Annotated in this window: 18 protein-coding genes; 4 read left to right on the top strand and 14 right to left on the bottom strand. The window is 70.5% G+C overall.

Translation table 11 applies throughout. The features are described from left to right. Positions 1-2: 2 nt before the first annotated feature. The 4 genes from OG413_RS42105 to OG413_RS42090 form a co-directional block, all read right to left on the bottom strand. Complete coding sequence (locus tag OG413_RS42105) at positions 3-806, bottom strand: TIGR03084 family metal-binding protein (protein WP_266815092.1); 804 nt, start codon at positions 804-806, stop codon at positions 3-5. Positions 807-923: 117 nt separating this feature from the next. Continuing rightward, positions 924-1,391, bottom strand: coding sequence for a thioesterase family protein (locus tag OG413_RS42100; protein WP_266815090.1), 468 nt, complete (start codon positions 1,389-1,391; stop codon positions 924-926). A 173-nt stretch (positions 1,392-1,564) separates the two neighbouring features. After that, positions 1,565-3,223: an FAD-dependent oxidoreductase gene (locus tag OG413_RS42095; RefSeq protein WP_266815088.1), complete on the bottom strand. Its 1,659-nt coding sequence runs from the start codon at positions 3,221-3,223 to the stop codon at positions 1,565-1,567. After that, on the bottom strand, positions 3,220-3,750 hold the full coding sequence (locus OG413_RS42090) for a DUF5987 family protein (protein ID WP_266815508.1): 531 nt from the start codon (positions 3,748-3,750) through the stop codon (positions 3,220-3,222). The genes OG413_RS42095 and OG413_RS42090 overlap by 4 nt, the downstream gene beginning before the upstream one ends. A gap of 318 nt (positions 3,751-4,068) precedes the next feature. Here OG413_RS42090 and OG413_RS42085 point away from each other — a divergent pair, with 318 nt between their 5' ends. Both OG413_RS42085 and OG413_RS42080 read left to right on the top strand, forming a co-directional pair. Then, positions 4,069-5,169, top strand: coding sequence for a transcriptional regulator (locus OG413_RS42085; RefSeq protein ID WP_266815086.1), 1,101 nt, complete (start codon positions 4,069-4,071; stop codon positions 5,167-5,169). Positions 5,170-5,194: 25 nt separating this feature from the next. Continuing rightward, positions 5,195-5,971 carry a helix-turn-helix domain-containing protein gene (locus tag OG413_RS42080; protein WP_266815084.1) on the top strand — a complete coding sequence of 259 codons (777 nt, stop codon included), beginning with the start codon at positions 5,195-5,197 and terminating at the stop codon, positions 5,969-5,971. A gap of 65 nt (positions 5,972-6,036) precedes the next feature. Here the strand turns inward: OG413_RS42080 and OG413_RS42075 are convergent, their stop codons facing one another. From OG413_RS42075 to OG413_RS42035, 9 genes are all read right to left on the bottom strand, one after another. After that, a complete protein-coding gene (locus OG413_RS42075; protein WP_266815082.1) occupies positions 6,037-7,386 on the bottom strand; it encodes a cytochrome P450 in 1,350 nt (449 codons plus the stop codon). Further along, complete coding sequence (locus OG413_RS42070; RefSeq protein ID WP_266815080.1) at positions 7,383-7,931, bottom strand: flavin reductase family protein; 549 nt, start codon at positions 7,929-7,931, stop codon at positions 7,383-7,385. The genes OG413_RS42075 and OG413_RS42070 overlap by 4 nt, the downstream gene beginning before the upstream one ends. Continuing rightward, positions 7,928-8,392 carry an acyl-CoA thioesterase gene (locus tag OG413_RS42065; RefSeq protein ID WP_266815078.1) on the bottom strand — a complete coding sequence of 155 codons (465 nt, stop codon included), beginning with the start codon at positions 8,390-8,392 and terminating at the stop codon, positions 7,928-7,930. Before OG413_RS42065 ends, OG413_RS42070 begins: the two co-directional genes overlap by 4 nt. Before the next feature lie 5 nt (positions 8,393-8,397). Then, a complete protein-coding gene (locus OG413_RS42060) occupies positions 8,398-14,211 on the bottom strand; it encodes a type I polyketide synthase (protein ID WP_266815076.1) in 5,814 nt (1,937 codons plus the stop codon). Further along, complete coding sequence (locus tag OG413_RS42055; RefSeq protein ID WP_266815074.1) at positions 14,208-15,326, bottom strand: enediyne biosynthesis protein; 1,119 nt, start codon at positions 15,324-15,326, stop codon at positions 14,208-14,210. The genes OG413_RS42060 and OG413_RS42055 overlap by 4 nt, the downstream gene beginning before the upstream one ends. After that, complete coding sequence (locus OG413_RS42050) at positions 15,323-17,251, bottom strand: CRTAC1 family protein (RefSeq protein ID WP_266815072.1); 1,929 nt, start codon at positions 17,249-17,251, stop codon at positions 15,323-15,325. Before OG413_RS42050 ends, OG413_RS42055 begins: the two co-directional genes overlap by 4 nt. Then, positions 17,248-18,234, bottom strand: coding sequence for a DUF1702 family protein (locus tag OG413_RS42045; protein ID WP_266815070.1), 987 nt, complete (start codon positions 18,232-18,234; stop codon positions 17,248-17,250). The genes OG413_RS42050 and OG413_RS42045 overlap by 4 nt, the downstream gene beginning before the upstream one ends. A gap of 95 nt (positions 18,235-18,329) precedes the next feature. Further along, on the bottom strand, positions 18,330-19,313 hold the full coding sequence (locus OG413_RS42040) for a DUF1702 family protein (RefSeq protein WP_266815068.1): 984 nt from the start codon (positions 19,311-19,313) through the stop codon (positions 18,330-18,332). Between the two features lie 139 nt (positions 19,314-19,452). Continuing rightward, a complete protein-coding gene (locus OG413_RS42035; RefSeq protein ID WP_266815066.1) occupies positions 19,453-19,896 on the bottom strand; it encodes a helix-turn-helix domain-containing protein in 444 nt (147 codons plus the stop codon). Between the two features lie 143 nt (positions 19,897-20,039). On the opposite strand from OG413_RS42035, the gene OG413_RS42030 reads away from it, so the two are divergent. Then, on the top strand, positions 20,040-20,603 hold the full coding sequence (locus OG413_RS42030) for a hypothetical protein (protein ID WP_266815064.1): 564 nt from the start codon (positions 20,040-20,042) through the stop codon (positions 20,601-20,603). Between the two features lie 10 nt (positions 20,604-20,613). Beyond that, complete coding sequence (locus tag OG413_RS42025) at positions 20,614-21,084, top strand: hypothetical protein (protein ID WP_266815062.1); 471 nt, start codon at positions 20,614-20,616, stop codon at positions 21,082-21,084. Between the two features lie 123 nt (positions 21,085-21,207). On the opposite strand, the gene OG413_RS42020 is transcribed toward OG413_RS42025, so the two are convergent. Then, positions 21,208-22,449, bottom strand: coding sequence for a transposase (locus OG413_RS42020; RefSeq protein WP_266815060.1), 1,242 nt, complete (start codon positions 22,447-22,449; stop codon positions 21,208-21,210). Positions 22,450-22,483 lie beyond the last annotated feature (34 nt).

Genomic DNA, 22,483 nt, shown 5'->3' with positions numbered 1-22,483 from the left:
GCTCACCGCCGGGCGTCCGCGAACTGGCCGGGCTTGCGGCCCTCACCGGCCGGGCCGCGGTAGGCCTGGGCGATGTCCAGCCACTTCTCGGCGTTCGCACCGGTCGCGGTCAGCGCGAGGTCCTCGCGGTGCCGGCGCCGGGTGACCAGCAGGGCGAAGTCGTGCGCGGGGCCCTGGATCGTGTCGGTGGCGTCCTCGGGGCCGGCCGTCCACACGTCGCCGGACGGGGCGGTCAGGACGAAGCGGAGGGGCTCGGCGGGCGCGGTCAGACCGTGCGACTCGTAACCGAAGTCGCGGGTCAGCCAGGCGAAGTCGACGAGGTTGCGCAGCCGCTCGGTGGGCTGCCTGCGGGCTCCCAGCGCGTCGGCGATGTCCTGTCCGTGGCCGAAGAGCTCCATGATCCCGGCACAGGCCAGCACGACCGGCGGCAGCGGGTTGACCAGCCACGGCACGACCTGTCCCGCCGGGACGGCGGCGAGCGCCTCGACCGACGCCTCGCCCTGGGCACGGAAGCGGGCGAGCAGTTCCTTGGGCGGGAAGCCGTTGAACTGCTTGAGCGCGGCGTTCACCGCGCCGTTGAAGTTCCCGGCGGCCGAGGCGGTGATGGCCTTGAACGCCTGCGGGTCGGAGGCGGCCGTCCTGGCCAGGGTGAAGATGAAGGTGAGGTGGGCGATCTGGTCGGCGACGCTCCAGCCCGGGGCGGGCGTCGGGGTGTTCCATGCCTCGTCGTCGATGTTCTCCACCAGCCGGGCGACCTCGTCGATGTCGGCGGTCAGGTGCTTGAGGACGTCGTTGAGGGTGTTCATTTCTTTCTCCTTCTCATACGGACTTCGAGGTCGGGGTGGGCCGGGACCCCCCGGGGGAAGGTGGGTCCCGTGAAGCAACTCACTGGGCGGGCGAAGGAATCGCCGCGCGGTTCGCGATCAGGCGGCCCGGCCGGCCAGGGAACGGGTCCGGCCCGAGTAGGGCGCGAGCGCCTCGGCCAGGGCCACGGGGATCAGGGAGGGGACGGTGGCGGTGTTCGGGCCGCGCATGCAGGCGATCCGCTGCTTGCCGCGGGCCACCAGGGTCTCGCCGCCGTCCTCGGTCACCTTCACGTAGTCGAAGGTGAACTCCAGCTGGGTCTGCCCCAGTTCGGCCAGCCGCATCCGGATCGACAGCTCATCGAAGGCCGTGATCTCGGCGAAGAACTCGCAGTCCACCTTGAGCGTGAAGAGCTTGAGGTCGTCCTGCACCTCGGCCAGCACCGCCGGCGCCTTCTGCTTGAGGAACAGCTCCCTGCAACGGCCCTGCCAGCGCAGGTAGTTCACGTAGTAGACGTTGCCCACGAGGTTGGTCTCCTCGAAGCCGACCGTGTGGGTGTACTCGAAGTAGTCCGTCGTCGCAGTCATCGTCCGTAGCCCTTCGTCATGATCCGGGTGTCGTCAGGTCGTCAGCTCGTCAGGTCCGGCGTTCAGCGGGTTGCTTGAAACAACTCACTCGCCGGACGCGTCCGCCCGAGGCGATCTCTCGCCGGTCGGACGCGTGGTGTGCCGGGTGCGCGGGTGGGCCGGTGCGCGGGTGCTCAGGCGCGGGTCAGCGTGGGCAGCAGCGGCAGGACCTTCTTACGGCCGCTGCGGGAGCCGTCGGGGGCGGGGGCGCCGTAGGTGACGGCGATTCCCTTGGCCTGGGCGGCCTGCACGATGCCGGGGATGGCGCGCTCGGCGAGCGCGGCGATGGTCATCGCCGGGTTGACGGTCAGCGCACCGGGCACGGCGGAGCCGTCGGTGACGAAGATCCCGGGGTGGTCGCGGAGTTCATTGCGGTCGTCGAGCGCGGAGGTGTGCGGGTCGTCGCCCATCCGGCAGGAGGAGAGCGGGTGGACGGTGTAGGCACCGACCAGGTCGTTGGTCCAGGGCATCACCTTGGCCAGGCCGTCCTTCTCCAGGATCTCCTTGACCTCGGCGTCCGAGGCGTCCCAGGCGCCCAGGGTGTTCTTCGTCGGCTCGTACGTCAGGTTGCCCCGGCCGAGCATCTGCTGCGAGATGCGGTGGGCGTTACCGGTGGCGGGCGGCGGGCCGAAGACTCCTTCGTTGTCGTCCTCGATCATCGAGAAGATCGTGAGCCAGGACGTCCACTTCTTGAGGATCTCCTTCTTCTCCTTGCCGAACCAGCTCGCGCCGGTGGCGTCGGGGACCTGGGCGAGGATCGTGCCGAGGCCCGGCGGGAAGTAGAGCTGTTCCAGGGAGTAGCGGGAGTATTCGGGCAGCGAGCCGTCCAGCTTGTCCCAGCTGGCCACGGTGGGGCCCTTGCCGATCTGGTTGGCGGCGTACGCCAGTCCGTCACCGCGGTCCAGTCCGAACAGCTCGGCCGCCTTCTCCTCGTCGATGATGGCGGTGTTGAGCCGTTCCCCGTTTCCGGAGAAGTAGCGGCCGACGGCCCGCGGCATGGTGCCGAGGTGCGGTTCGCTGCGCTGGAGGATGACCGGGGTGGCACCGGCTCCGGCGGCCATGACCACGATCTTCGCCTCGATCACGCCGCTGCCGGCCTGGAGGCGGTAGTCCTCGTCGTGGATGACGTTGTAGTGGACCTGGTAGTCGCCGTCGGAGGTGCGCGATATGTGCTGCACCTCGTGCAGGGGGCGGATCTCCGCGCCGTGGGCGATGGCGGCGGGCAGGTAGTTGACCAGCAGGGACTGCTTGGCCTCGAAGCGGCAGCCGGCCATCATCCAGTTGCAGTTGACGCACTTGGTGTTGTCGATGGCGACGGCGAGCGGGTTGGCGGTGCGGCCGGAGTGGTTACAGGCGGCGGCCCACAGGCCACCGGCGTAGCTGACGTCCTTCCAGTCCTGCTTGGCGATCGACAGGGACTCCTCGACCCGGTCGTACCAGGGGTCGAGGGTGTCGCGGCTGACCGCGCCCGGCCACATCCGGCGGCCGATGGAGCCCTGCCGGTCGAAGACGAAGCGCGGGGCACGGGGCATCGCGGCGAAGTAGACGACGCTGCCGCCGCCGACGCAGTTGCCGCCGAGGATGCTCATCCCGTTGCCGACCACGAAGTCGAAGGCCCGGGTGTAGGACGAGCCGAGCTTGTAGTCGTGTTCGAAGTCGTTGCTCTCCAGCCACGGTCCGCGTTCCAGGACCGTGACCTTGGCGCCGCCCGCGGCCAGGTGGTAGGCGGCGATCGCGCCGCCGAAACCGCTGCCGATGACGAGGACGTCCGTACGCTCGGCCGTGCTGCTCATGCTGGGCTCCCGGAAGACGTGGTGTCGGGGTGGAGTCGGGCGAGTTCCCGGCCGTAGCCGAAGTCCTTGAAGCGCCACAGGCCGTCCGCGTCGGGATGCGAGAGGCCCATGGCCGCGAGCCCGGGGTGACCGTCCGCCAGTGCCTGTGCGGTGTGCAGGTGCGCGGCCGAGTCGAAGGACATGTTGCAGAAGAGGGAGAGCATCACCCAGAAGTCCTTCTCCGGGTGACCGGGCTTCGTCAGCCGGAGGATCAGGGCGACGCGGTCGGGGTATTCCAGCGCCACGAAGGGCGGTACGGACGGGTCGAGGGTCAGGCCCTGCTCCCCGGCGTAGACCTCGGCGTGCTCGTTGACCAGGCGGGCCAGGTCGTCCAGGCCGTCGTGGATGCCGGTGGCATCCCATTCGAGGAGCTCCAGAGCCCCGGCCTGGACTGCGCCGCCGCCGGTGGAGACACCGGCGATGGCGCGGTCCTCGGGCGAGCGCTTCTGTCCAGGAATGATCGTGTCGGCATAGGCCTCCAGTGTCATCGTCCGGAGTTCGCCGTCCGGCGCCACTCGCTCATTTTCGTTTCGCAATGCTCTCCCCTTTCGGATGGTGCGGAGTGGGGCGCCTTGCGGCGTGACAGAAAGCTAGAACCGGTCTCCTGGTTCAAGCAACTCGCCAAAGTAGTCGTGAGGTTGAACCCGACTCCCCTGAGTTGCCCCGTCACCGCAGCTGAATCAGGCCCATCGGCGGACTGCTCACTAGGCTCAGAACCTGGATGCATTCACCACCCGCACGTGACATTTCCTTCTGCGTCGAAAACGGGATGCGGAAGTGGGCCCGGTCTCATGCTTGGGGGAAACGTGAAAAGTGCAGACGCTGATCTGCGTGTACCGGAACATCCCACGCACCTCGTACGGATCGATGCACTCATTCCCGCGGACTCACCGCGCCTCAATGGCATCGACCCGTCCCATGTGCGCAGGCTGGCGGCCGTCTACACGTCCCTGCCCCCGGTCCTCGTGCACCGGCCCACCATGCGGGTGGTCGACGGTATGCACCGCATCGGCGCCGCCACCCTCAAGGGCCTGGAAGCGGTCGAGGTGAAGTTCTTCGAGGGCGCCGAGGACCAGGTCTTCCTCCAGTCCGTGTCCGCGAACATCTCGAACGGGCTGCCGCTGTCGGTGGCCGACCGCAAGACCGCCGCCCAGCGCATCCTGGCCTCGCACCCGAGCCTCTCGGACCGCGCGGTGGCCACGCACGTGGGCCTCGACGCCAAGACCGTCGCCGGTGTACGGGTCTGTTCAGCTGCGGGTTCTCCGCTGCTGAACATACGTACGGGAGCCGACGGCCGGGCCCATCCGCTCGACCGGACCGCCGAACGCATCCACGCCGCGGCACTGCTGACCCGGGACCCCGCCCTGCCCCTGCGGGCCGTCGTCGAGCGCACCGGCCTCTCGCTGGGGACCGCGCACGACGTCCGCCGCCGGCTGCTGCGCGGCGAGGACCCGGTCCCCCAGAGCCGGCAGGGCACCGTGCCCGCCGCGCGTCAGGACCCGGACCAGGAGCCCGCGCGGGCCCCCGACGCCCTTGTCCCGGCACCCGAACCCGCCGTGGCCGCGGACCCGGCCGCGCAGGCAGCCGTACGGGCCCCCCGGGCACCGTTCTCCCCCAGGTCCCGCGCCCCGATGGACACGCTGCGCAAGCTCGCCAACGACCCGTCCCTGCGCCATACCGACTCGGGCCGCGAGTTCGTGCGCTGGCTGCACACCCGCTTCATCGTCGACGAGGCGTGGCGCAAGCGCGCGGACGCCGTACCTCCGCACTGCGTCGACTCCATGGCCGAGCTGGCCCAGCACTGCTCCGACGCCTGGCGCCGCTTCGCCGAGGACCTGGTCAGGCGCCGGCACACCGGATCGGCGGGCATCCCGGAAATCCGTACGACTCAGCCAACTCGACGTTGACGCCACGCCTCGACAGGGAGATACGGTGACCACCAATACCATCGAGCACGCTGTCCGCCGAGTCATCGGTTACATGCACGTCAACCTCGGCCAGGATCTGACGATCGACGACATGGCGCGCACGGCGATGTTCAGCAAGTTCCACTTCACGCGGATCTTCCGTGAAGTCACCGGCACGTCTCCCGGACGTTTTCTCTCCGCACTGCGGATTCAGGAAGCGAAGCGACTTCTGACCCATACGGATTTCAGCGTCGCCGACATCAGCAGCCAGGTCGGATACAGCAGCGTCGGCACGTTCAGTTCACGGTTCAAGGCGTGTGTGGGGCTCTCACCGAGCGCTTTTCGGGATTTCGGCGGTGTCATGCCGAACTTCCCCGCCACCACGGTCCGTACCCCTTCCGTCGCCCACAGCCTGACGCTGCGCGGCCGCATCGTCCTCGCCCCCGGCCAGGAGCCGGGCAACATCTTCGTCGGGCTCTTCCCCAGCCGGGTCCGTCAGGGCCAGCCGGTGCGCTGGACGATGCTCGACGGACCCGGTTCCTTCGAACTGCGGGGCCTGCCCGGCGGCACCTGGTACGTCCTGGTCCACTCCGTGCCCTACGGCCATGAGCACCGCTCCTTCGGCTCCGACGGCGCCGACATCCTGTCCGTCGGGCAGCACGGCCCGGTCTCGGTGCACCCCGGCGCGCTGCTGCGCCCGGCCGACATGGTGCTGCGCCGCCCGGACGAGCTCGACCCGCCGCTCCTGGTGGCCCGGTTCGCCGAGAACGGCGCCGTACCGCAGCGGGTGGCGACGCACTGACACAGGGGAAAGGGCCGGACGCGGATCACTCCGCGTCCGGCCCTTTCCCCTGTGGCCGCGTGCCGTCAGCCCACCGGGTGCACCGTCATCGGCAGCCCGCCGCGCATCCGCAGCGAGAGCATGGGCTCGGCCACCGCCCGGTGGCCGGGGACGGTGCGCAGTTCGAGATCCCGGGTGACCAGTGCCGTGACGAACACCGCCTCCATCATCCCGAGGTTGCTGCCGACACAGAACCGCGGTCCGGCGCCGAACGGGATGTACGCGTACCGGGGCCGGCTGGCGACCCGCTGCGGGTCGAACCGCTCGGGGTCGAACCGCTCCGGCTCCTCCCACAGGCTCGGATTGCGGTGCATGATGTACGGGCAGATCAGCACGTCCGCCTTGGCCGACACCCGGAAGCCACCGACCTCGTCGGCCTGCTGGGCGACCCTCGGCAGCACCCACACCGGCGGGTACAGCCGCATGGCCTCCTGCACCACCATGGTCGTGTACGTCAGCCGGTGCAGGTCGTCCACATCGGGGACCCGGTCCCCCAGGACGGCGCGGGCCTCCGCGCGCACCGCGGCGCGCACCTCGGGGTGACGCTCCACCAGATGGAGCGTCCAGCCGAGGGTGCTGGCCGTGGTCTCGTGCCCGGCGAGCAGCAGCGTGACCAGTTCCTCCCGCAGCCGCTCGCGGACCTTGGCGGGGTCGCGCTCCTGTTTGCGGGCCGCGACGATGATCCGGGACAGGGCGTCGTCGGCCGGCTCGCCGTCGGCCATCCGCGCGCCGCGGTCGGCCACCAGCAGGTCGACAACCCGGTACAGCTCCCGGCGGGACCGGCGGAAACGCGCCTGTGCGGGCAGCGGGAGCCACCAGGGCACCATGCCCTGGGTGACCATCTCCAGCATGGCCTGGTCCTGGACCTCCTCGAAGGCGTGCGCGACGGTGTCGTGCGCGGTGAGGTCGGAGTCGAGCAGAGTGCGGCCGAGCACCCCGAGGGTGAGTCCGGTGACCTCCTGCAGGACGTCGACCGGGCCGCTGCCCTCGTGGGTGCGCAGCAGGGCGACGAGCTTGGACGCCTCCTCGGCGACGGCGTCGGCCTGCTGGTTGATGCGGCCCGGTTTGAACGCGGGCTGCACCGCCCGGCGCTGGTTGCGCCAGACCTCGCCGTCGCTGGTGAGCAGGCCGTCGCCCAGTACCCGGCGGGCCTGCACCAGACCGATGCCCTTGTGGTAGTTGGCGCTGTTGTCGGCCAGGACGTGCTTGGCGTAGTCGGGCCGGTTGAAGATGTAGAGCTTCTTGGGGCCCATGGAGACCCGGACGGCGTCGCCCAGATCGGCCGCGTCCCGCATCATTCCCAGGCGGTCCACGGCGAGCTTCCTCAGGAGCCCCGGCAGGGCCCGGACCGGCGGTCCGGGCGGATCGAGGCTCATGCCGCCCTGCCTTCGCGTTGTTCGGGGAGGAACCGGCGGAAGCGCCCCTCGGAGAAGAGCAGGGCCTCCCGGACGGGCCAGCGCGCCGCCGTGAGGACCTTGCCCAGGAAGATCGTGTGGTCGCCCCCGTCGTACACCCGCCACTTCTCGCACTCCAGGTGGGCCACCGCCCCGTCGATCAGAGGGGCGTCGCCGACCCGCCCCGGCAGCCAGTCGACGGTGTCGAACTGGCCCGCCCCGGCGGGGCGCGACCGGTTGGCGAAGTGCCGGGCCACCGCTTCCTGGCCGGCGCCGAGCACCGACACGGAGAAGGTGGACGACTGGTCGAGGCTGCGGTGCATCACCGCGTCCTTGTTGACGCAGAACAGCACCAGCGGTGGTGCGAGGGAGACGGAGGTGAAGGAGTTGGCCGTCATGCCCCGTGAGGCCTCCCCGCCGACGGTCACCACGGTGACCCCGGTGGGGAACGCCCCGAACGTTCCTCGTAGTTGTTTGGTGTCCAGCAGGTTGACGAGCTCCGCGGGCGGAGCAGCCATCAGGCTCATATCTGCCTCCCAGCCGACGGCCGCGAACCGGCCGCGTAGAGGGCCAGCGCTCGCGCCAGCACGTCGGGGATCAGTGCGGGAACAGGGGCGGTGGGTGGACCGCTCATGACGGCGACGCGCTGGCGGCCACGGGCCACCAGCACCTCGCCGTCCTCCTTGACGTACTCGAAGACGAGGTCGAACTCGGTGTGGCCGATGTCCGCCACCCGCATCCGGATGGACAGCTGATCGAGCGCCTTCACCACTTCCAGCAGTTCGCAGTCCACCTGGAGGGTGAACAGCCGCGTGCCGTCGGCTCCTTCCTCCGCGAGGCCGTGCGCCTCGCGGAGGAACTCCCGGCGGCAGCGTCCCTGCCAGTTCATGTACGTCACATAGTCGGCGGTGCCGCAGAGATCGGTCTCGGCGAAGGCCACCGTGTGCCGGTACGCGAAGTGGTTGCCCGGGTCCGTCGTCGCCGTCATGGCGCTCACCCTTCCGCCCCCGGAGCCCGCGCGGTGTCCCGGCCGTCCGTGAGGAAGGCGAACACCGCCGGTTCCAGCGCGTTGCGCAGCGCCGTGACGAAGGTGGCGATGCGCAGTCCGCCCGCGGTGAGGACGACCCAGTTGTCGCGGGTCTGCGGGACCAGGGTCAGGGGCACCCCGCCGAGCAGTCCGGCCTTGCGCAGGCACTCGACGGCACCCCACACGCGGGTCGCCGCGGTGTCGGGGGTCTCCCCCGTCTCCCTGGCCACCAGGGCGGCCAGCTCGCCGTGTTCGCCGAGCAGTCCCTCCCAGTCGGCGGCGCTGCGGATGTTGACCGCTTCGACGTCGCAGGCCACGGTCGACGCGGCGACGACCCCGAGGGTCACTCCCAGGCCGTGGGCCGCCGAGAGGTGGCTCCCGCCGTCGAGTTCGGGGCGGCCGTCGGGACGGTAGCGCACCTCGGCGCTCTCGCCCAGGGCCCGCTGAACGGCCCGCGCGGTGGCCGCGCGGCGCTCGGCCGTGGAATCCCCGGTGCCGGGCAGGTCCGGTTCGACGGCGACGTCGATGTGGGTGCCGAGCACCTCCTCCAGGGTCCGCTCCAGGTAGGAGCCGAGCAGCGGGGCGACCCACGGTCCGGAACCGTCCGTCTTGCGGACGGCGTGCAGGGTGAGCCCCTCCCACCGTTCGACGACGGTGCCGTCGGGGGTGCGTACCGCGATGTCGTACACATAGGTGTCGCCGTCCCGGTAGCGCTCGGTGGCGCAGTAGCGCACCTCCTCCGGCAGATCGCTGCCGGCGGCCATCGGGTAGAGCCGCTCGATGCCGGACGGCAGCAGGGTCGCGTCGGGGACGCACACCTGGTTGCCGTGCATCAGCGCGTCCCGCATGCCGGGGTCGGCCAGCAGGAGCGTGCCCGGCAGGAAGCCGGCGAACCAGCCGGACGGCGCCTCGATCGCCACATCGGCGTCGACGTGCCGGGCGGCGGCCCGGTGGAAGCGGCGCAGCCGCTGGAAGCGCTCGCCCTGGAAGAGGACGCCGCCGTACAGGTCGGCCGCCGGGTCCAGCGGGGCGGCCGGGACGTCCGGGCCCACCTGGGCCGGGGGCCCGTCCGGGATGGGCGTACCGGAGTAGTCGAGCCTGGCGCGGAAGTGTTCGGCGACGAAGCCGGTGTCCTCCGCGTGGATGGCCACGTCCACCGTGTCGGTGTCGGTGACGGTGGCCGCGATCCGGATCCGGGTGGTCCCGGCGGGCGGCACCACGATGGGCCGCAGGAACTGCGCCCCCTCGATGACCGGTACGTCGGTGCGGCCGGTGACCGCGGACGCGACCTGGACCATGGCCTCCATGCCGAACACGGCGGGCAGCAGCAGGTTGCCGTCGAGCAGGTGATCGGCGAGGTAGAGGTCGGTACCGGCGTTCAGTTCGACCTCGGTGACCAGCTCGACCCCGTGGTAGCGCACGAGCGGGGCGCCGGTGAACCGCAGCAGCGGCAGCGGCGGCAGGTCCCGGCGTACGGTCTCGATGCCTTCCGTACGTCCGCTGATCACCGTCACCACGGGGGCGTCCGGGTCCGAGATCAGCCGCAGCAGGATCTCGACGCCCTGGTCGGGCGAGACCGGGACGATGCCCTCGCGGGACAGGGACTCGACGACGGAGAGCTTCTCGCCCATGCCGATGCCGGACCACACGGACCATTCCATGCACAGGGCACGGCAGTCCGGGTTGTCGCGGGCGACCTGCTCGGTGAGGTCGGCCAGCCATTCGTTGGCGGTGGCGTAGTGCGCCTCGCCGCGCAGTCCGGCCCGGCCGATGATGCTGCCGAAGGTGACGAGGAGCTTCAGGTTCTCCTCGCCGACGGCGTCCAGGACGATGCGCAGCCCGTCGACCTTGGGGGCGAACGTGCTGTGGACGGTGTCCATGCCGAGGCCGGTGAGCGCGGCGGGTTCGTTGCGGCCCGCCCCGTGCAGTACGGCGGTGACGGGGCCGAGCGCGTCGGTGAGCTCGGCGACGGCCGCGGCGACGCGTGCCGGGTCGGTGACGTCGGCGGCGGCGTAGCGCACCGTCGCCCCGCTGTCCGCCATGCGCCGCAGGTTCGCGGCGAGGTCCTCGTCCCGGGCGGGGTCGGACCGGCCGAGGACGGCCAGCTTGGCACCGGTCCGCCGGGCCACGGCGAGCGCGCACTCGGCGGTGATGCCCTTGCCGCCGCCGGTGACGAGCAGGACGTCGGCGTCGTCGAGGATCTGGTCGCTGCGCTCGGCGCGGACGGGCAGGGCGCGCAGTACCGGGACGCGGCGGCTGCCGTCGGCGGCGAGGTGGACCTCGCTGAAGCGGCCGGTCGCGGCGACCTCGGCGGCCACCCGTTCCGCGGCACCGGCGACCACCGGGGTGTGGACGACGGTGGTCCGCAGGTGGGGTGCCTCCAGATGCAGGGTCTTGGCCAGTCCGGCCGCGCCCCGGCCGTGCTGCACCAGGACGAAGCGGCGTTCGCGGTCGCCCGCGAGGGCGGCCTTGGCCCCGTTCAGCGCGTGTTCGATCTGCTCCCGTGAACAGGCGGGCGGCAGGCAGACCAGGACCCCGGAGCCCACCTCTGCGTTCTCCAGGGCGCGTCGCACGTCCTGGGCGAAGGGGTGGTCCTGGGCGGTGAACAGCTCCCAGGACCCGCTCTCCCCGCCCGGTACGGCGGCGGGCAGCGCGATCTCGTCGAAGTCGACGGCGAAGGGGCGGGCCCAGGCGGCGGAGCCCGCCACGACGGCCGCGGTGCCCGCGCCGTCGCCGCCGGTCTCGGCCAGCGTGGTGAGCGCCTCGGCCAGTTCGGCCACCGTCGCGGTGGCGAAGTTGGTCGGTACGTGGGCGGCGGTGAGGCCGAGCTGGACGGCGGCCTGGTTGACGATCTGGCCGACCGTGATCGAGCTCATGTGCAGGTCGTCCAGGAGGCTGCTGTTCTCGTCGACCAGCTCGGGCGGCAGCTCCGCCCGTTCGGCGACCAGGGCGCGCAGGACGTCCAGTGCCGACTCCCCCGCCGAGCTGCCCGCCGGTGCGGTGGTACCGCCGCCGACGTTCTCCGTACGGGGGGCGCGGGCGGCGGGCAGGGCGACATCGGGTGCCTGCTCGCAGGGGTTGGTGAGGAAGCTGAACTCGGCGCCGATCTCCAGCGGCCGGGTCAGCCGGTCGTTGAAGAGCCGCTCGTGGATGAGCGGGGCGCCCAGCACATAGGCGGCTCCGACGACCTGGAGCAGTCCGCGCAGGGACTCGTCGTCGGTGTTCAGGGCGACGGCCGGTACGTCGGAGGTGGCCGCCGCCATGCCGGCGAGCACCCGGCCGGGGCCGACCTCGATGAACAGGTCGACGTCGGCGGCGGCCGACCGTACCGCCTGGGTGAACAGCACCGGGTCGGTGATCTGCTGCCGCAGCAGCTTGGCGAGGTCGGCGTCGCTCTCCAGTTCCTCGCCGGTGACGGTGGAGACGACCCGGCGTTCCACCTCGTCCAGGCGCGCTCCGTCGAGCCAGTCGCCGAAGGAGTCGGCGGCCGGGGCGACGAGGGGCGAGTGGAAGGCGTGCGAGACCGGCAGGCGGGTGCAGGTGACACCGGCCCGTCCGGCCCGCTCGGCGACGGCGGCGATGGCGTCGACGGGTCCGGCGACGACGGTCTGCTGGGGGCCGTTGTACCCGGAGATGACGACGGGGAGCGCTTCGATGAGCACCCCGGCCTGCTCGGGGGTGGTGGCCAGGGAGGCCATGGTGCCCGAGGCGCTGTGCTCGGCCATGGCCGAGCCGCGGACCCGGGCCGCCTCCAACAGGGTGGCGGAGTCCAGGGCGCCCGCCCAGTGCAGGGCGGAGAGTTCGCCGAGGCTGTGGCCGACGGCGATGCCGGCCTCGATGCCGAGCGCGTCCAGGACGCGCAGTGCGGCGGTGGAGCCGGTGACGATGCGGGGCTGGGCCACGTCGGTGGCGACCATGTCGCCGGTGGTGGGCAGCTTGGCCCGGGTGTAGACCTCGGCGGCCTCGGTGAAGCGGCGGGCGAGTGCGCCGCCGCCGGTCGAGGTGCCCGAGCCCTGGCCGGGGAAGAGGAAGCCGATGCGGGCTTCCTCGGTGGCCCGGCCGAGGAAGGTGCGGCCGTCCGCGGAGAGCGTGATGCCCCCGTCCGCGTCCGTGTCCGTCGCGTCGGCCAGCCGGCGCAGCCGCAGTTCGGCGTCCTCCGGCGAGGTGACGACGACGGCCGCCCGGTGGGGCAGCTCGCGCAGTTCGCGCTGGAGGGTGGCGGCCAGGTCGGCGAGCTGGGCGTAGGAGACCTGGGCGGCGAAGTCCGCGACCCGGGTGAGGCGTTCCTTGAGCGCCTGCGGTGATTCGGCGTCCAGGAGCAGCAGTTCGGCGTCCTGGAGGGAGTTGGCCAGGGTGGTGGCGCGGCGGCTGACGGCCGGCCGCTTGGCGGGGAGCGTCTTGTCGAGGACGACATGGGTGTTGATCCCGCCGAATCCCATGGCGGTGATCCCGGCGCGCAGCGGTGCGTTCTTGGGCCAGGCCTCCGCCTTGCGCAGGACCCGCAGGTTGGCCGACTCGCCGGTGAGCAGCTCGTGCGGGTCGACGCAGCCGATGGCGGGCGGCAGCATCGCGGCGTCCAGGGCCATGGCGGCCTTGATCAGTCCGGCGATTCCGGCGGCGGCCTTGGTGTGGCCGATCATGCCCTTGATGGAACTGATGACGGCGGTGGGGGCGTTGGGGTCGGCCTGGGCACGGGCTCCCATGATCGCCGTGAGTTCGGTCGCGTCGCCGACGGCGGTGCCGGTGCCGTGGCCCTCGAAGAGCGGGACGGTGTCGATGCCGAAACCGGCCCGCTCGTAGGCGCGGGCCATGGCGAGCTGGTAACCGCTGACCTCGGGGCGGGTGATGCCGCCCTGGCCGTCGGAGGAGATGCCCCAGCCCGCGATGGACGCGTAGACGCGGTGTCCCGCGGCGAGTGCGTCCTCCTCACGCATCAGGACGATCATTCCGCAGCCCTCGCCCGGCCAGAAGCCGTTGGAGCCGCGGTCGTACAGCCGCATCTCCTTCTTGGCGAGTGCTCCGGTCTTGGCGAAGCCGATGATCTCGAAGGGGTCGATGGACAGGTCGACGCCACCGGCGACGGCGACGTCGAGGTCGCCGTTCAGCAGCGAGGTGGAGGCGGTGGTGACCGACAGGAGCGAGGAGGAGCACGCGCCGTCGACGGTGTAGCCGCCGCCGTTGAGGTCGAAGTGGTTGCAGATCCGTCCGGCGATGGTGTTCGACAGGCCGCCCGCGAGGGTGTCCTCGTCGATGGCGGGGAACGGCTTCTTGTAGGCGTCCTCCACCCCTTCGAGGAATTCGCCGAGACGGTCGTCGCCCCAGTCCTGTCCCTTGAGGGCGTCGGCGAGCACCCGGCGTACGTACGGCCAGCGCAGCCGCATCACGTTGGCGCGGGAGAACTCACCGGTGAGGGTGTTGCCGACGATGACGCCGGTGCGCTCCTTGGGCAGTCCTTCCCCGACCGGGAACCCCGCGTCGGCCAGCGCCCGGGTGGCGGTGTCCAGCGCGAGCCAGTGCGTCAGGTCGGTGGAGCGGTAGGTGCTGCCCGCGATGCGGTGGGCGATCCGGTCGAACTCGTACCCTTCGAGGACCGCGGCGTTCCGGGCGTAGAACTTGTCCGGGACCGTGGGGTCCGGGTCGTAGTAGTCGTCCAGGCGCATGCGTACGTCGGGCAGCTTGCGAAAGGCGCGCCGTCCGGCGACCGCGTTCTCCCACAGTTCGCGTGGGGTGGTGGCATCGGGGTAGCTGCACGCCACCCCGACTATCGCGATCCTGCTCATACGGGCATCGCCACCTTTTTGTCGTTCTCCGCCCGTGCTGCCGCGCACTTGCCGTGGAAGCAGGTGCCGTCCTGGCACGGGTCACCGGAGGGGACCGCCGCGACGACGGGTACGGGGGCGTGCGCCGGTACGTGAGCCGGTACGGCGGCGAGCTGCTCGGCCGGTTTCGCCGGGGCCTTCTCGGCCTGCTGTGCCCGCTCGGCCTCGGCCGCGCGCTGCTTGGCCAGGAAGTGCAGGCCCCACAGGTAGGCGCCGCGGATCAGGCAGACCAGGGCGGTGGCGAAGAAGATGCCGTACGCGATGCCGAGCCCGGTCAGCACGCCGTACATCGCTGCGACGCCGCCGCCGAAGGCGATCTGGGAGGAGCGCTTGGAGGGCGAGGTGCCGGGGTCGGTGACCATGTAGTTCGTGAAGAGGATGAAGGCCACCCCGGTCATCATGCCGAGCGCCGAGGGGATGGAGGTCCCCATGACGAGGCCGCGGATGACGGCCTGGAGGGCGAAGCCGACCAGCCAGGCGCTGATCAGCCACATACGGCCCGTCAGCTTCGCGTTCAGCATGGTGCCCAGGATCAGGATGATCGCCGGGAGGACCCAGTCGGCGGGACCGTACAGGTACTCGGTGAAGTGGTACGGCGGGGCGATGCTGGCCCACGGGAAGAGCAGCAGGATCATCGCGATGCCGAAGTTCGACGGGTTCATGTAGTGCCGCATGCGGCCCTTGAGCGGGGCGCGGAGCACCCACTTGGTGCCGACGGCGACGATGACGCCGAACATCATGACCCAGACGCGGTCGTTGACGTACGTGAGCATGTTCACCGCGAGTCCGGTGATGTGCGCGGGGAAGAGGAACTCCACCATCCCCTTGAAGCCGCCGCCCGCGTAGCGGGGGGCGCGCTTCTCGCCGCGGGCGCTGAGCGCCTCCAGGCCGATCTCCACCGTGTAGGCGGTGATGACCGCGATGAAGGGCCACAGCCAGGGCTGCTCGAAGCCGAGGAAGGTGTACCCGGCGATGTTGAGGACGGAGATGGAGATCGCGAACCGGCGGAGCGCGGTGATGACTTTGACGTTGTGCCGTGGGGCGGCACCGGTGGTCTGTTCGGCAGGCACGGTCACTTCTCCTTGGCATCGGTGCCGAGCTGGAGGGAGTGCCAGCCGGGGCTCAACTGGAGTTCCTTGTTGCGCACCTGTCCGGTGCGGTCGCGCCAGGTCAGGTGGGTCTGCACCGGTCCGTCGGCCTCCTTGCCGAGGCCGATGTGCACGTCCTGGCTGCGCTTGCCGGAGTGGCCGCTGCCGCCGTCGACGCGGCCGATCCGGGTGCTGCCGTCGGAGAGGGTGACGGTGACCTGTGCGCCGATCACGGGCGAGCCGGCCTCGTCGGTGAGGTTGAGGCCCAGGAAGTCCCCGGCGTTCTGACTCATGTTGCAGTAGAAGACCGGGTCCTCCCACTGGCGGGCCACGACCAGGTCGAGGCGGCCGTCGCCGTCGGCGTCACCGGTGGCGATGCCGCGGGTGGGCACGGGCACGGCCAGGCCGAGCTGCTTGGACAGGTCGCTGTAGGCGTCGCCGTCCTTGTTCTTGACGTAGAAGCGGATGTGCTGGTCACCGGCGAGGTCGTCGCCCTCTTCCACGTTGGGCCAGAAGTAGGGGTGCTTGACCAGCCCGTCGTTGGCGGTGGCGAGCTCCTGGAGCTGGGCCCACCGGTTGCGCTTGCCCTTGACGAAGCCGACGGCCTGGGTGATCTCCTGGATGCCGTTGTTGTCGAAGTCGCCCATCTTCACGTCCCAGCCCCAGCCGGACCAGGCGAGGTTGAGCGGGGCGCTCTCGTCCTTGTACGGGGCGACGCCGTCGCGGAACTTGGCCCGCAGGTCGGCCTTGTCCTTGGCCGTGCCGATGAAGGCGAAGTTCGACTCCTGGATACCGAAGGACGTGGTGATGTTGGAGACGAACGCGTCGTACACGCCGTCGTTGTCCAGGTCGCCGAAGTCGACGCCCATGCCCTTGAAGGAGCTGCGGCCGATCTCCTTGGACTTCGGGGTGGTCGCGGTGTGCTTGGCCTTGACCTGGCTGAACTTGAACTTCCCGGGCGTCGACTTGTTGTAGAGGAGCGCCGAGGTCCCGAAGTCGTGCGCGAGGTAGATCTCGGGGCGCTGGTCGCCGTCGAGGTCGGTGGCGGAGACGGCGAGCGTCCAGCCCTTGTCGATGGAGTCGGGCAGGACGTTCTTGATCTCCTGGTAGCCGGACGCGGTCCAGCGGAAGAAGTGACCGCCGCCGCCGTTCTGGGCGTGCGACAGCGAGTCGTTCATCGTCACGCCGCCGTCCTTGGTGTCGTCCAGGACGGGGCTGTCGGGGAAGTAGTTGCCGATGTAGATGTCGTTGTGTCCGTCGCCGTCGAAGTCGGCGACGGCCGCGGCGTTGGAGTTCCACAGCGGGCCGGTGTAGACGCTGTCGCCGCTGCCGGGCACCAGCTCGACGGGCTCGAAGCGCTCGGCGGTCAGCGGTGCCCCGGCCTCGACGGCGTCCTTCTTCGCCTGGAAGATGACGGGGGTGCGGCCCCAGTAGTAGACGAGGAGGTCGGTGGCGCCGTCCTCGTTGTAGTCGCCGGGGACACAGCCGATCGGGGCCGTGATGTCGCTCTTGGGCAGCGGCGACGGGTCGAGTACGAACGGGGCGTACGTCGGGCTCTTGCGGCCGGGCACCGGCGCGGGCGTGACCACGGCCTGGTCGATCTGCGGGTCGGTGATGCAGAGGTCGTTGGGCAGGCCGTCGCCGTCGATGTCGTTCATCGCGACACCCGCGCCGACCGAGGAGATCCACGCCTCGATGTGCTTGTACGCCTTGTTCACCTTGCGGACGGTCTGCTGCTTGAATCCGCCCGGCATGGCTATCGCCATCGGCTCGAAGGCGAAATTCTGGGCCAGTTCCGCTTTCTCCGCAGCACTCGACTCATGCGGCTTCACCGCATAAAACGTGCTGACCATGAGAGCCAGTGCCACGACTCCGGGCGCCTGCTTTCGCAGCCAGGAAATTGGGTGTGTCATGCGACGGCGCCTTTCTGCGCGTGCGGAACGGAAGTGATCGCAGCGGCGATATGCCGCCGCCAGGTCTCGAAGGCCGGGATGTCGCCGCCGTCGCAGCCCGCGGGCACCGAGTCGGTGCACACCCGCGCGGCTTCCTCGGGGGTCCGGCCGCCACACAGGACGCGGGCCGCCACATGCGTATGGGCGATCGTCGTGCCCGCCCGCTCGCGCGCCTCGCAGGCGAACGCGGAGCCCTGCGCCAGGTTCGACCGGTGCACGCCCGCGTGCTCGGCGAAGCGCAGCAGTTCGTCCGCGTCGGCGCTGCCCGCGTAGGTGCAGGCGAGCCCGGCACCGGCGTACATGTCGCCGTGGCGGTGGGCGGGGTAGGCGCCGATGAGCCCGGCGACGACGTCGGGGTCGGTGCCGCCGACGAACCACAGGGCGCGGCCGATGCCCTGGTCGATGACGCGGGCGCTGTAGGCGTCCGGGCCGCCCTTCCAGCTGAAGGGGTGGTCCTGGCCGGGGTCGCGGACGTAGGAGTCGGTCTTGAAGTACGCCTGGTGGAAGCCGTATCCGTCCAGGATCAGCCAGCGCAGCACCGGGTCGATGCCGGTCACGTCGGGCCACAGGAACTTCGGCAGCCTGGCCATCGCCCAGCCGATACCGACGTAGATCATGTAGTTGTGGTGCCGGCCCTCGCCCTCCAGGATTCCGGTCAGCCGCTTGTCGCTGCCCGTCAGCGAGTCGAGCATGACGGCGCCCATACCGGCGCCCTCGTAGGCGAACCCGCGGAAGGCCCGGGGAACGGTCTCCAGCCATTCGACGGCCTGGTCCGCGGAACGCGCCTCGACCGCGTAGGCGTATCCCTGGAGGAAACTCGCCCCGACAGATTCCAGCTGCTGTTTGGCCTCCGCGTTCTTGACGTGGAATCCGCGTGTTTCCAGCTGCGTTTCCCGGACATTGGGTGTGAGGACTCGGCGCCTCAGCGCACGCAAGATGGACACCTAAAAGACCGCCCCTCGATTCCTTTACCTGAATTTCCCGTACACTTAATCGAACATATTCAATCGGTGCACCCGGGCGTCTACTCCAAGAATGCTCAACGGGCATTCACGAGCAGTTGTTCACGCACCGCGCGACGCCAGAGTTCGTACGTGGGGACCTCGCCGTCCGCGCTCGGCGCGGGCGCGGCGTCGTCCGCGAGCGCGGCCGCCGCCTCGACGGTGATCCCGGCCAGCGCGTGCAGCGCGGTCCGGGTGTGCTCGGGGACGGTGGCGGAGAAGTGACGGGCCTTCGCCGCGAAGACGGAGCCCTGCGCCACATGGCCGCGCAGCTCGCCGGCCTCGGTGCGCAGCGCGGCCAGGTCGTCGGCCGTGGAGCAGCCCGCGAAGGTGGCGGCCAGTCCGACGCCCGCCCACAGATCCGGCCGGCGTTCGGAGGCGAACCTGCGCACGGCGGAAGAGACATGCTCGACCTGCGCGCCGTGGATGAACCACAGGGCGCGCCCGATGCCCTGGTCCACCGCCCGCTGGAAGTAGTCCGGGTGCCCGTCCCAGGCGTACGGGGTGTCCAGGCGCTGCCCGTCGACCCAGCGGGCGGGGTCGAAATAGGCGCGGTCGAAGCCGTAGCCGTCGACGGCGAGCCAGCTCATCGGCGGGTAGAACTCCTCGCCGTCGAGCTCGTCGGGCATGACCTTCTTCCACAGCGGTCTTGGCAGCTTCGCCATGGCGAAGCCGATGCCGATGTAGTTGAGGAAGATGTGCCGTCGTCCGGCGCCCTGGAGGAGTTCCCGGGTGCGCCCGCCGCGGCCGGGCATCGAGTCCCGGATGACCGAGGCCATGGTCGCGCCCTCGTAGGCGAAGCCCTGCACCTCCAGGTCGACCAGGGACAGCCGCCGCTCGATCTCCCACAGGTCCTTCGACTCGATGCCCCACTCGAAGCCGGTCACCACCGCCTGCGGGATGCTTTCCAGCTGTCTGGTGGCGGCGGTTTCGACGACCGGAAAACCGCGGCCGGCGAAGCTCACGTCACGCAGGGACGGAGCCATGATCAGTCTGCGCAGAGAGCCCATTGCCGTTGCCACGCGGTGCCTCCTCGACCGGCCACCAGGGGGGTGGCGACGGGCCTCATGGTCGGGCGGCGGCAAAGATCAGGGCATCTTCGCAAATGCGCAACACCGGTGCGCTGAAAGGGGTTTGGGGCCCCCGGAAGGGCGTGTCAACTCAGCGCGTGCGGCGCACCGCGACCTCTTCGTCGTGGATGTCGCGGCCGCACGAGACGCACCCCATCCGCACCTGTACATCGCCGTCGCAGCCGATGTGCTCGGCGCGTCGCGGCGGGCCCAGCTCGGTGGGAAGGTTCCGGTCGCCCCACTGCATCAGGGCGACCACGGCCACGGTCAGGTCCCGCCCCATGGGGGTGAGCGGATACTCGTGGCGCACCGGCTTGTCCTGGTACGGCACCCGTTCCATGATGCCGAGATCGACGAGGCGGGCGAGCCGGTTGGTCAGTACGTTGCGGGCGATCGGGAGATGGCCGAGGAACCCGTCGAACCGTTTGACCTCCAGGAGGGCCGAACGGACGATCAGCAGGGTCCAGCGCTCCCCGATCACTTCGAGGGCACGGGCCAGCGAGCAATCCTGTCCTTCATATGTCCGTGGCAGCATGTCCGAACCGTAGCGCGTGAGTTGCGTGAAAGGACTCGATCGAGTGCCCGCGCGGCCGGATTCGGCAAGCAGGAAGAAGCCCGTACATGTGCGCGACTGCTGTGCTGTGATGAGCCACCGGTCCCGGATCATGGAGGTTCAGCATGGCAACGAGTACCGCAGCGCCGCCGCACGGGGTGCGGGGCCGGATCGATTCGCTCAACAGCAGACACCACCAACTCGGCCTTCGTATCTTCATGTTCATCGTGGTCGCACACTGGGCGGAGCACCTCGTCCAGGCGATCCAGATCTACGTCATGGGCTGGCCGATACCGGAGGCGCGCGGCGTCCTCGGGGTGCCGTTCCCCTGGCTGGTCACCTCGGAGTGGATGCACTACGGCTACGCGCTGGTGATGATGGTGGGCCTCTTCCTCCTGCGCTCGGGCTTCACCGGCCGCTCGGGCACCTGGTGGAAGACGTCGCTCGGCATCCAGGTGTGGCACCACTTCGAACACCTGCTGCTCCTGGTCCAGGCGCTCGCCGGCACGTACCTGATGGGCAAGGCCGCCCCGACGAGCATCATCCAGCTCATCGCGCCGCGCGTGGAACTGCACCTCTTCTACAACACGCTGGTCACCATCCCCATGATCGTGGCGATGTACTACCACACCCGTGCGGGCCGGGCCGACAACGCCGCCGCGCGCTGTGCCTGCGCCCCGAAGGACTGAGACGGCGGCCGTGAGCACGAGCGGGAAGAAGAGGAAACCCTCGGGGTTCGTGTCCCTGCTGCTCCTGCTGACGGGAGTTCTGCTGCTGTACGTGTCGCTGCCCAATCTGGGCAACGCCGCCAGGGCGGCGACCGCCGACGGGCCCGAAGGCACATTCACCGCGACCCGGCTCACCTGCATGAGCCACCCCGGGCACGAGACGTGTGAGTGGTCGGGGTCGTTCCGGTCCACCGACGGAACGGTGGAGCTGCGGGGCGTCAAGCTGTACGGCAGCGGCCGGGACACGTTCGAGGCCGGGCAGCGGACGGCAGCCGTGGACGTGGGCAACGCGGGGCGGGTCTACAACCCGTCCGGTTCCAACGAGTGGATCTTCACGGCGCTGCTGCTGATCGCCGGATACGTCCTGCTCGCGGTCGTGGCCGGTCGGCATCTGATGCCGCCGCCGCTGCCCCGGCGGACAGCACGGCCGGTGTCCGCCTAGGCGCACCGGAGAGCGAAACAGCGGGTGTGCCCGGCGAAAGGCCGGGCACACCCGCTGTTGTTCGCTCCCCGTCCGGCGCGCGGGCCGGTCCGGCGCGCGCGGCCGGTCGGGCGGGTAGGGCGATCAGGCGGGTACGGGGGTCAGCGCGGGCACCGCCGCCGACATGACGGGCATCGGCGGCAACGACGGCATCGCGGCACGCGCGTTGTTCAGTTCGAGCCGGCTGTAGGCACCCGCCGCGGACACCAGCGTCATGTGGTGGTGCCAGCCCGGGTAGGAACGCCCCTCGAAGTCGAGCAGGCCGAAGTCGTCCTCCAGCCCCTGCACCGTGGCGCCCGCCCGGCGCTGGAGCCTGGTCAGCGCGGCCAGTTCGTCGGTGCGCCGGTGCGTCATGTTGGTCAGCCACATCCGGGTGGAGCGGCGTCCCGCGTAGGAGCGGACGGCGAAGAGCCGGTAGGTGTGGTGCGGCGTGTGGCGGGCGAGCCGCACCTCGGGCAGGCGCACCAGGGCGGTCATCACCGAGGTGCGGTCCGCCCGGCCGCCGAGGCCGTCATGGGTGTCGAGCCGGAGATGGCCACTGTGCTTGAGCTCGAACAGGCGCTGCGCCTCGACGGCCGCGGGCAGCTCGGAGGCGTACGCCTGCGGGGGCATCGACCGGCCGACGGGGACCACCGGGGTCCGGCCGGGCAGGGCGATGACGAAGTCACGGCCCCGGGTGCTGAGTCCGCGCACCAACGAGGTCACACCGGTGTAGTAGCTGAGGTCGGCGACGACCGGCGGGGGGCTGAGGTGGGTGCTGTCGCTCAGCGCGTCGACCAGGTCGAGCGCGTGCTGCTCGATGGTGCGGTGACCGGCGTCGTCGGGAATGCGGGCGCGGGAGCGGCGCTGCTCGTCGTTGACCCAGGCTCCGGGCAGCAGCAGGCCCCAGTGGACCGGTACCGCTTCCCTCTCGGTCGCCAGGAACGCGCCGATGCCGAGCTGGCAGTTGACCGAGCGTCCGGTGGCCGGGACGAAGCGGCGGTGCACACCGCAGGAGTGGTCGCCCCGCTTGCGCAGGACCGCCACGTCGAGGGTCCAGGCGCGGGGGGTCAGCCGCTGTTCGACCCACCGCATCAGCTCGGCCCGCGCCGGGGCCCATTCCCAGGGGCTGGCGTTGACGAACTGGTGCATGGACTGTGAGGCGGTCGGCGATCCGGAGACCGTGGCGGCGATCCGCCGTACCGACTTCTTTCCCTCGGTGGTGAGCAGGCCCGTCAGATACGCCTGGGCCCACGCCCGCTGATCCGCCCTCGGCAGGTGACCGAAGATCTGTTCGGTGAACGCGGAGACCGGCAGGTGCGCGCGGTCCAAGTCCTGTGCCGCCATGGCTGGTTCCTTCCGGCTTCGGTCATCCGATCGA

This window comes from Streptomyces sp. NBC_01433, assembly GCF_026340105.1.
Classification (GTDB): domain Bacteria; phylum Actinomycetota; class Actinomycetes; order Streptomycetales; family Streptomycetaceae; genus Streptomyces.
Note: the sequence above shows the minus strand (reverse complement) of the source record. Positions and strands in the feature narration are given on the sequence as shown.

Coding starts and splice junctions, on each gene's coding strand:
- OG413_RS42090 (WP_266815508.1), bottom strand. CDS start 3,750: ATGACACTGGAGGCCTATGCCGACACGATCATTCCTGGACAGAAGCGC.
- OG413_RS42070 (WP_266815080.1), bottom strand. CDS start 7,931: ATGAGCCTGATGGCTGCTCCGCCCGCGGAGCTCGTCAACCTGCTGGAC.
- OG413_RS42100 (WP_266815090.1), bottom strand. CDS start 1,391: ATGACTGCGACGACGGACTACTTCGAGTACACCCACACGGTCGGCTTC.
- OG413_RS42065 (WP_266815078.1), bottom strand. CDS start 8,392: ATGACGGCGACGACGGACCCGGGCAACCACTTCGCGTACCGGCACACG.
- OG413_RS42050 (WP_266815072.1), bottom strand. CDS start 17,251: ATGACACACCCAATTTCCTGGCTGCGAAAGCAGGCGCCCGGAGTCGTG.
- OG413_RS42035 (WP_266815066.1), bottom strand. CDS start 19,896: ATGCTGCCACGGACATATGAAGGACAGGATTGCTCGCTGGCCCGTGCC.
- OG413_RS42095 (WP_266815088.1), bottom strand. CDS start 3,223: ATGAGCAGCACGGCCGAGCGTACGGACGTCCTCGTCATCGGCAGCGGT.
- OG413_RS42075 (WP_266815082.1), bottom strand. CDS start 7,386: ATGAGCCTCGATCCGCCCGGACCGCCGGTCCGGGCCCTGCCGGGGCTC.
- OG413_RS42030 (WP_266815064.1), top strand. CDS start 20,040: ATGGCAACGAGTACCGCAGCGCCGCCGCACGGGGTGCGGGGCCGGATC.
- OG413_RS42060 (WP_266815076.1), bottom strand. CDS start 14,211: ATGAGCAGGATCGCGATAGTCGGGGTGGCGTGCAGCTACCCCGATGCC.
- OG413_RS42105 (WP_266815092.1), bottom strand. CDS start 806: ATGAACACCCTCAACGACGTCCTCAAGCACCTGACCGCCGACATCGAC.
- OG413_RS42020 (WP_266815060.1), bottom strand. CDS start 22,449: ATGGCGGCACAGGACTTGGACCGCGCGCACCTGCCGGTCTCCGCGTTC.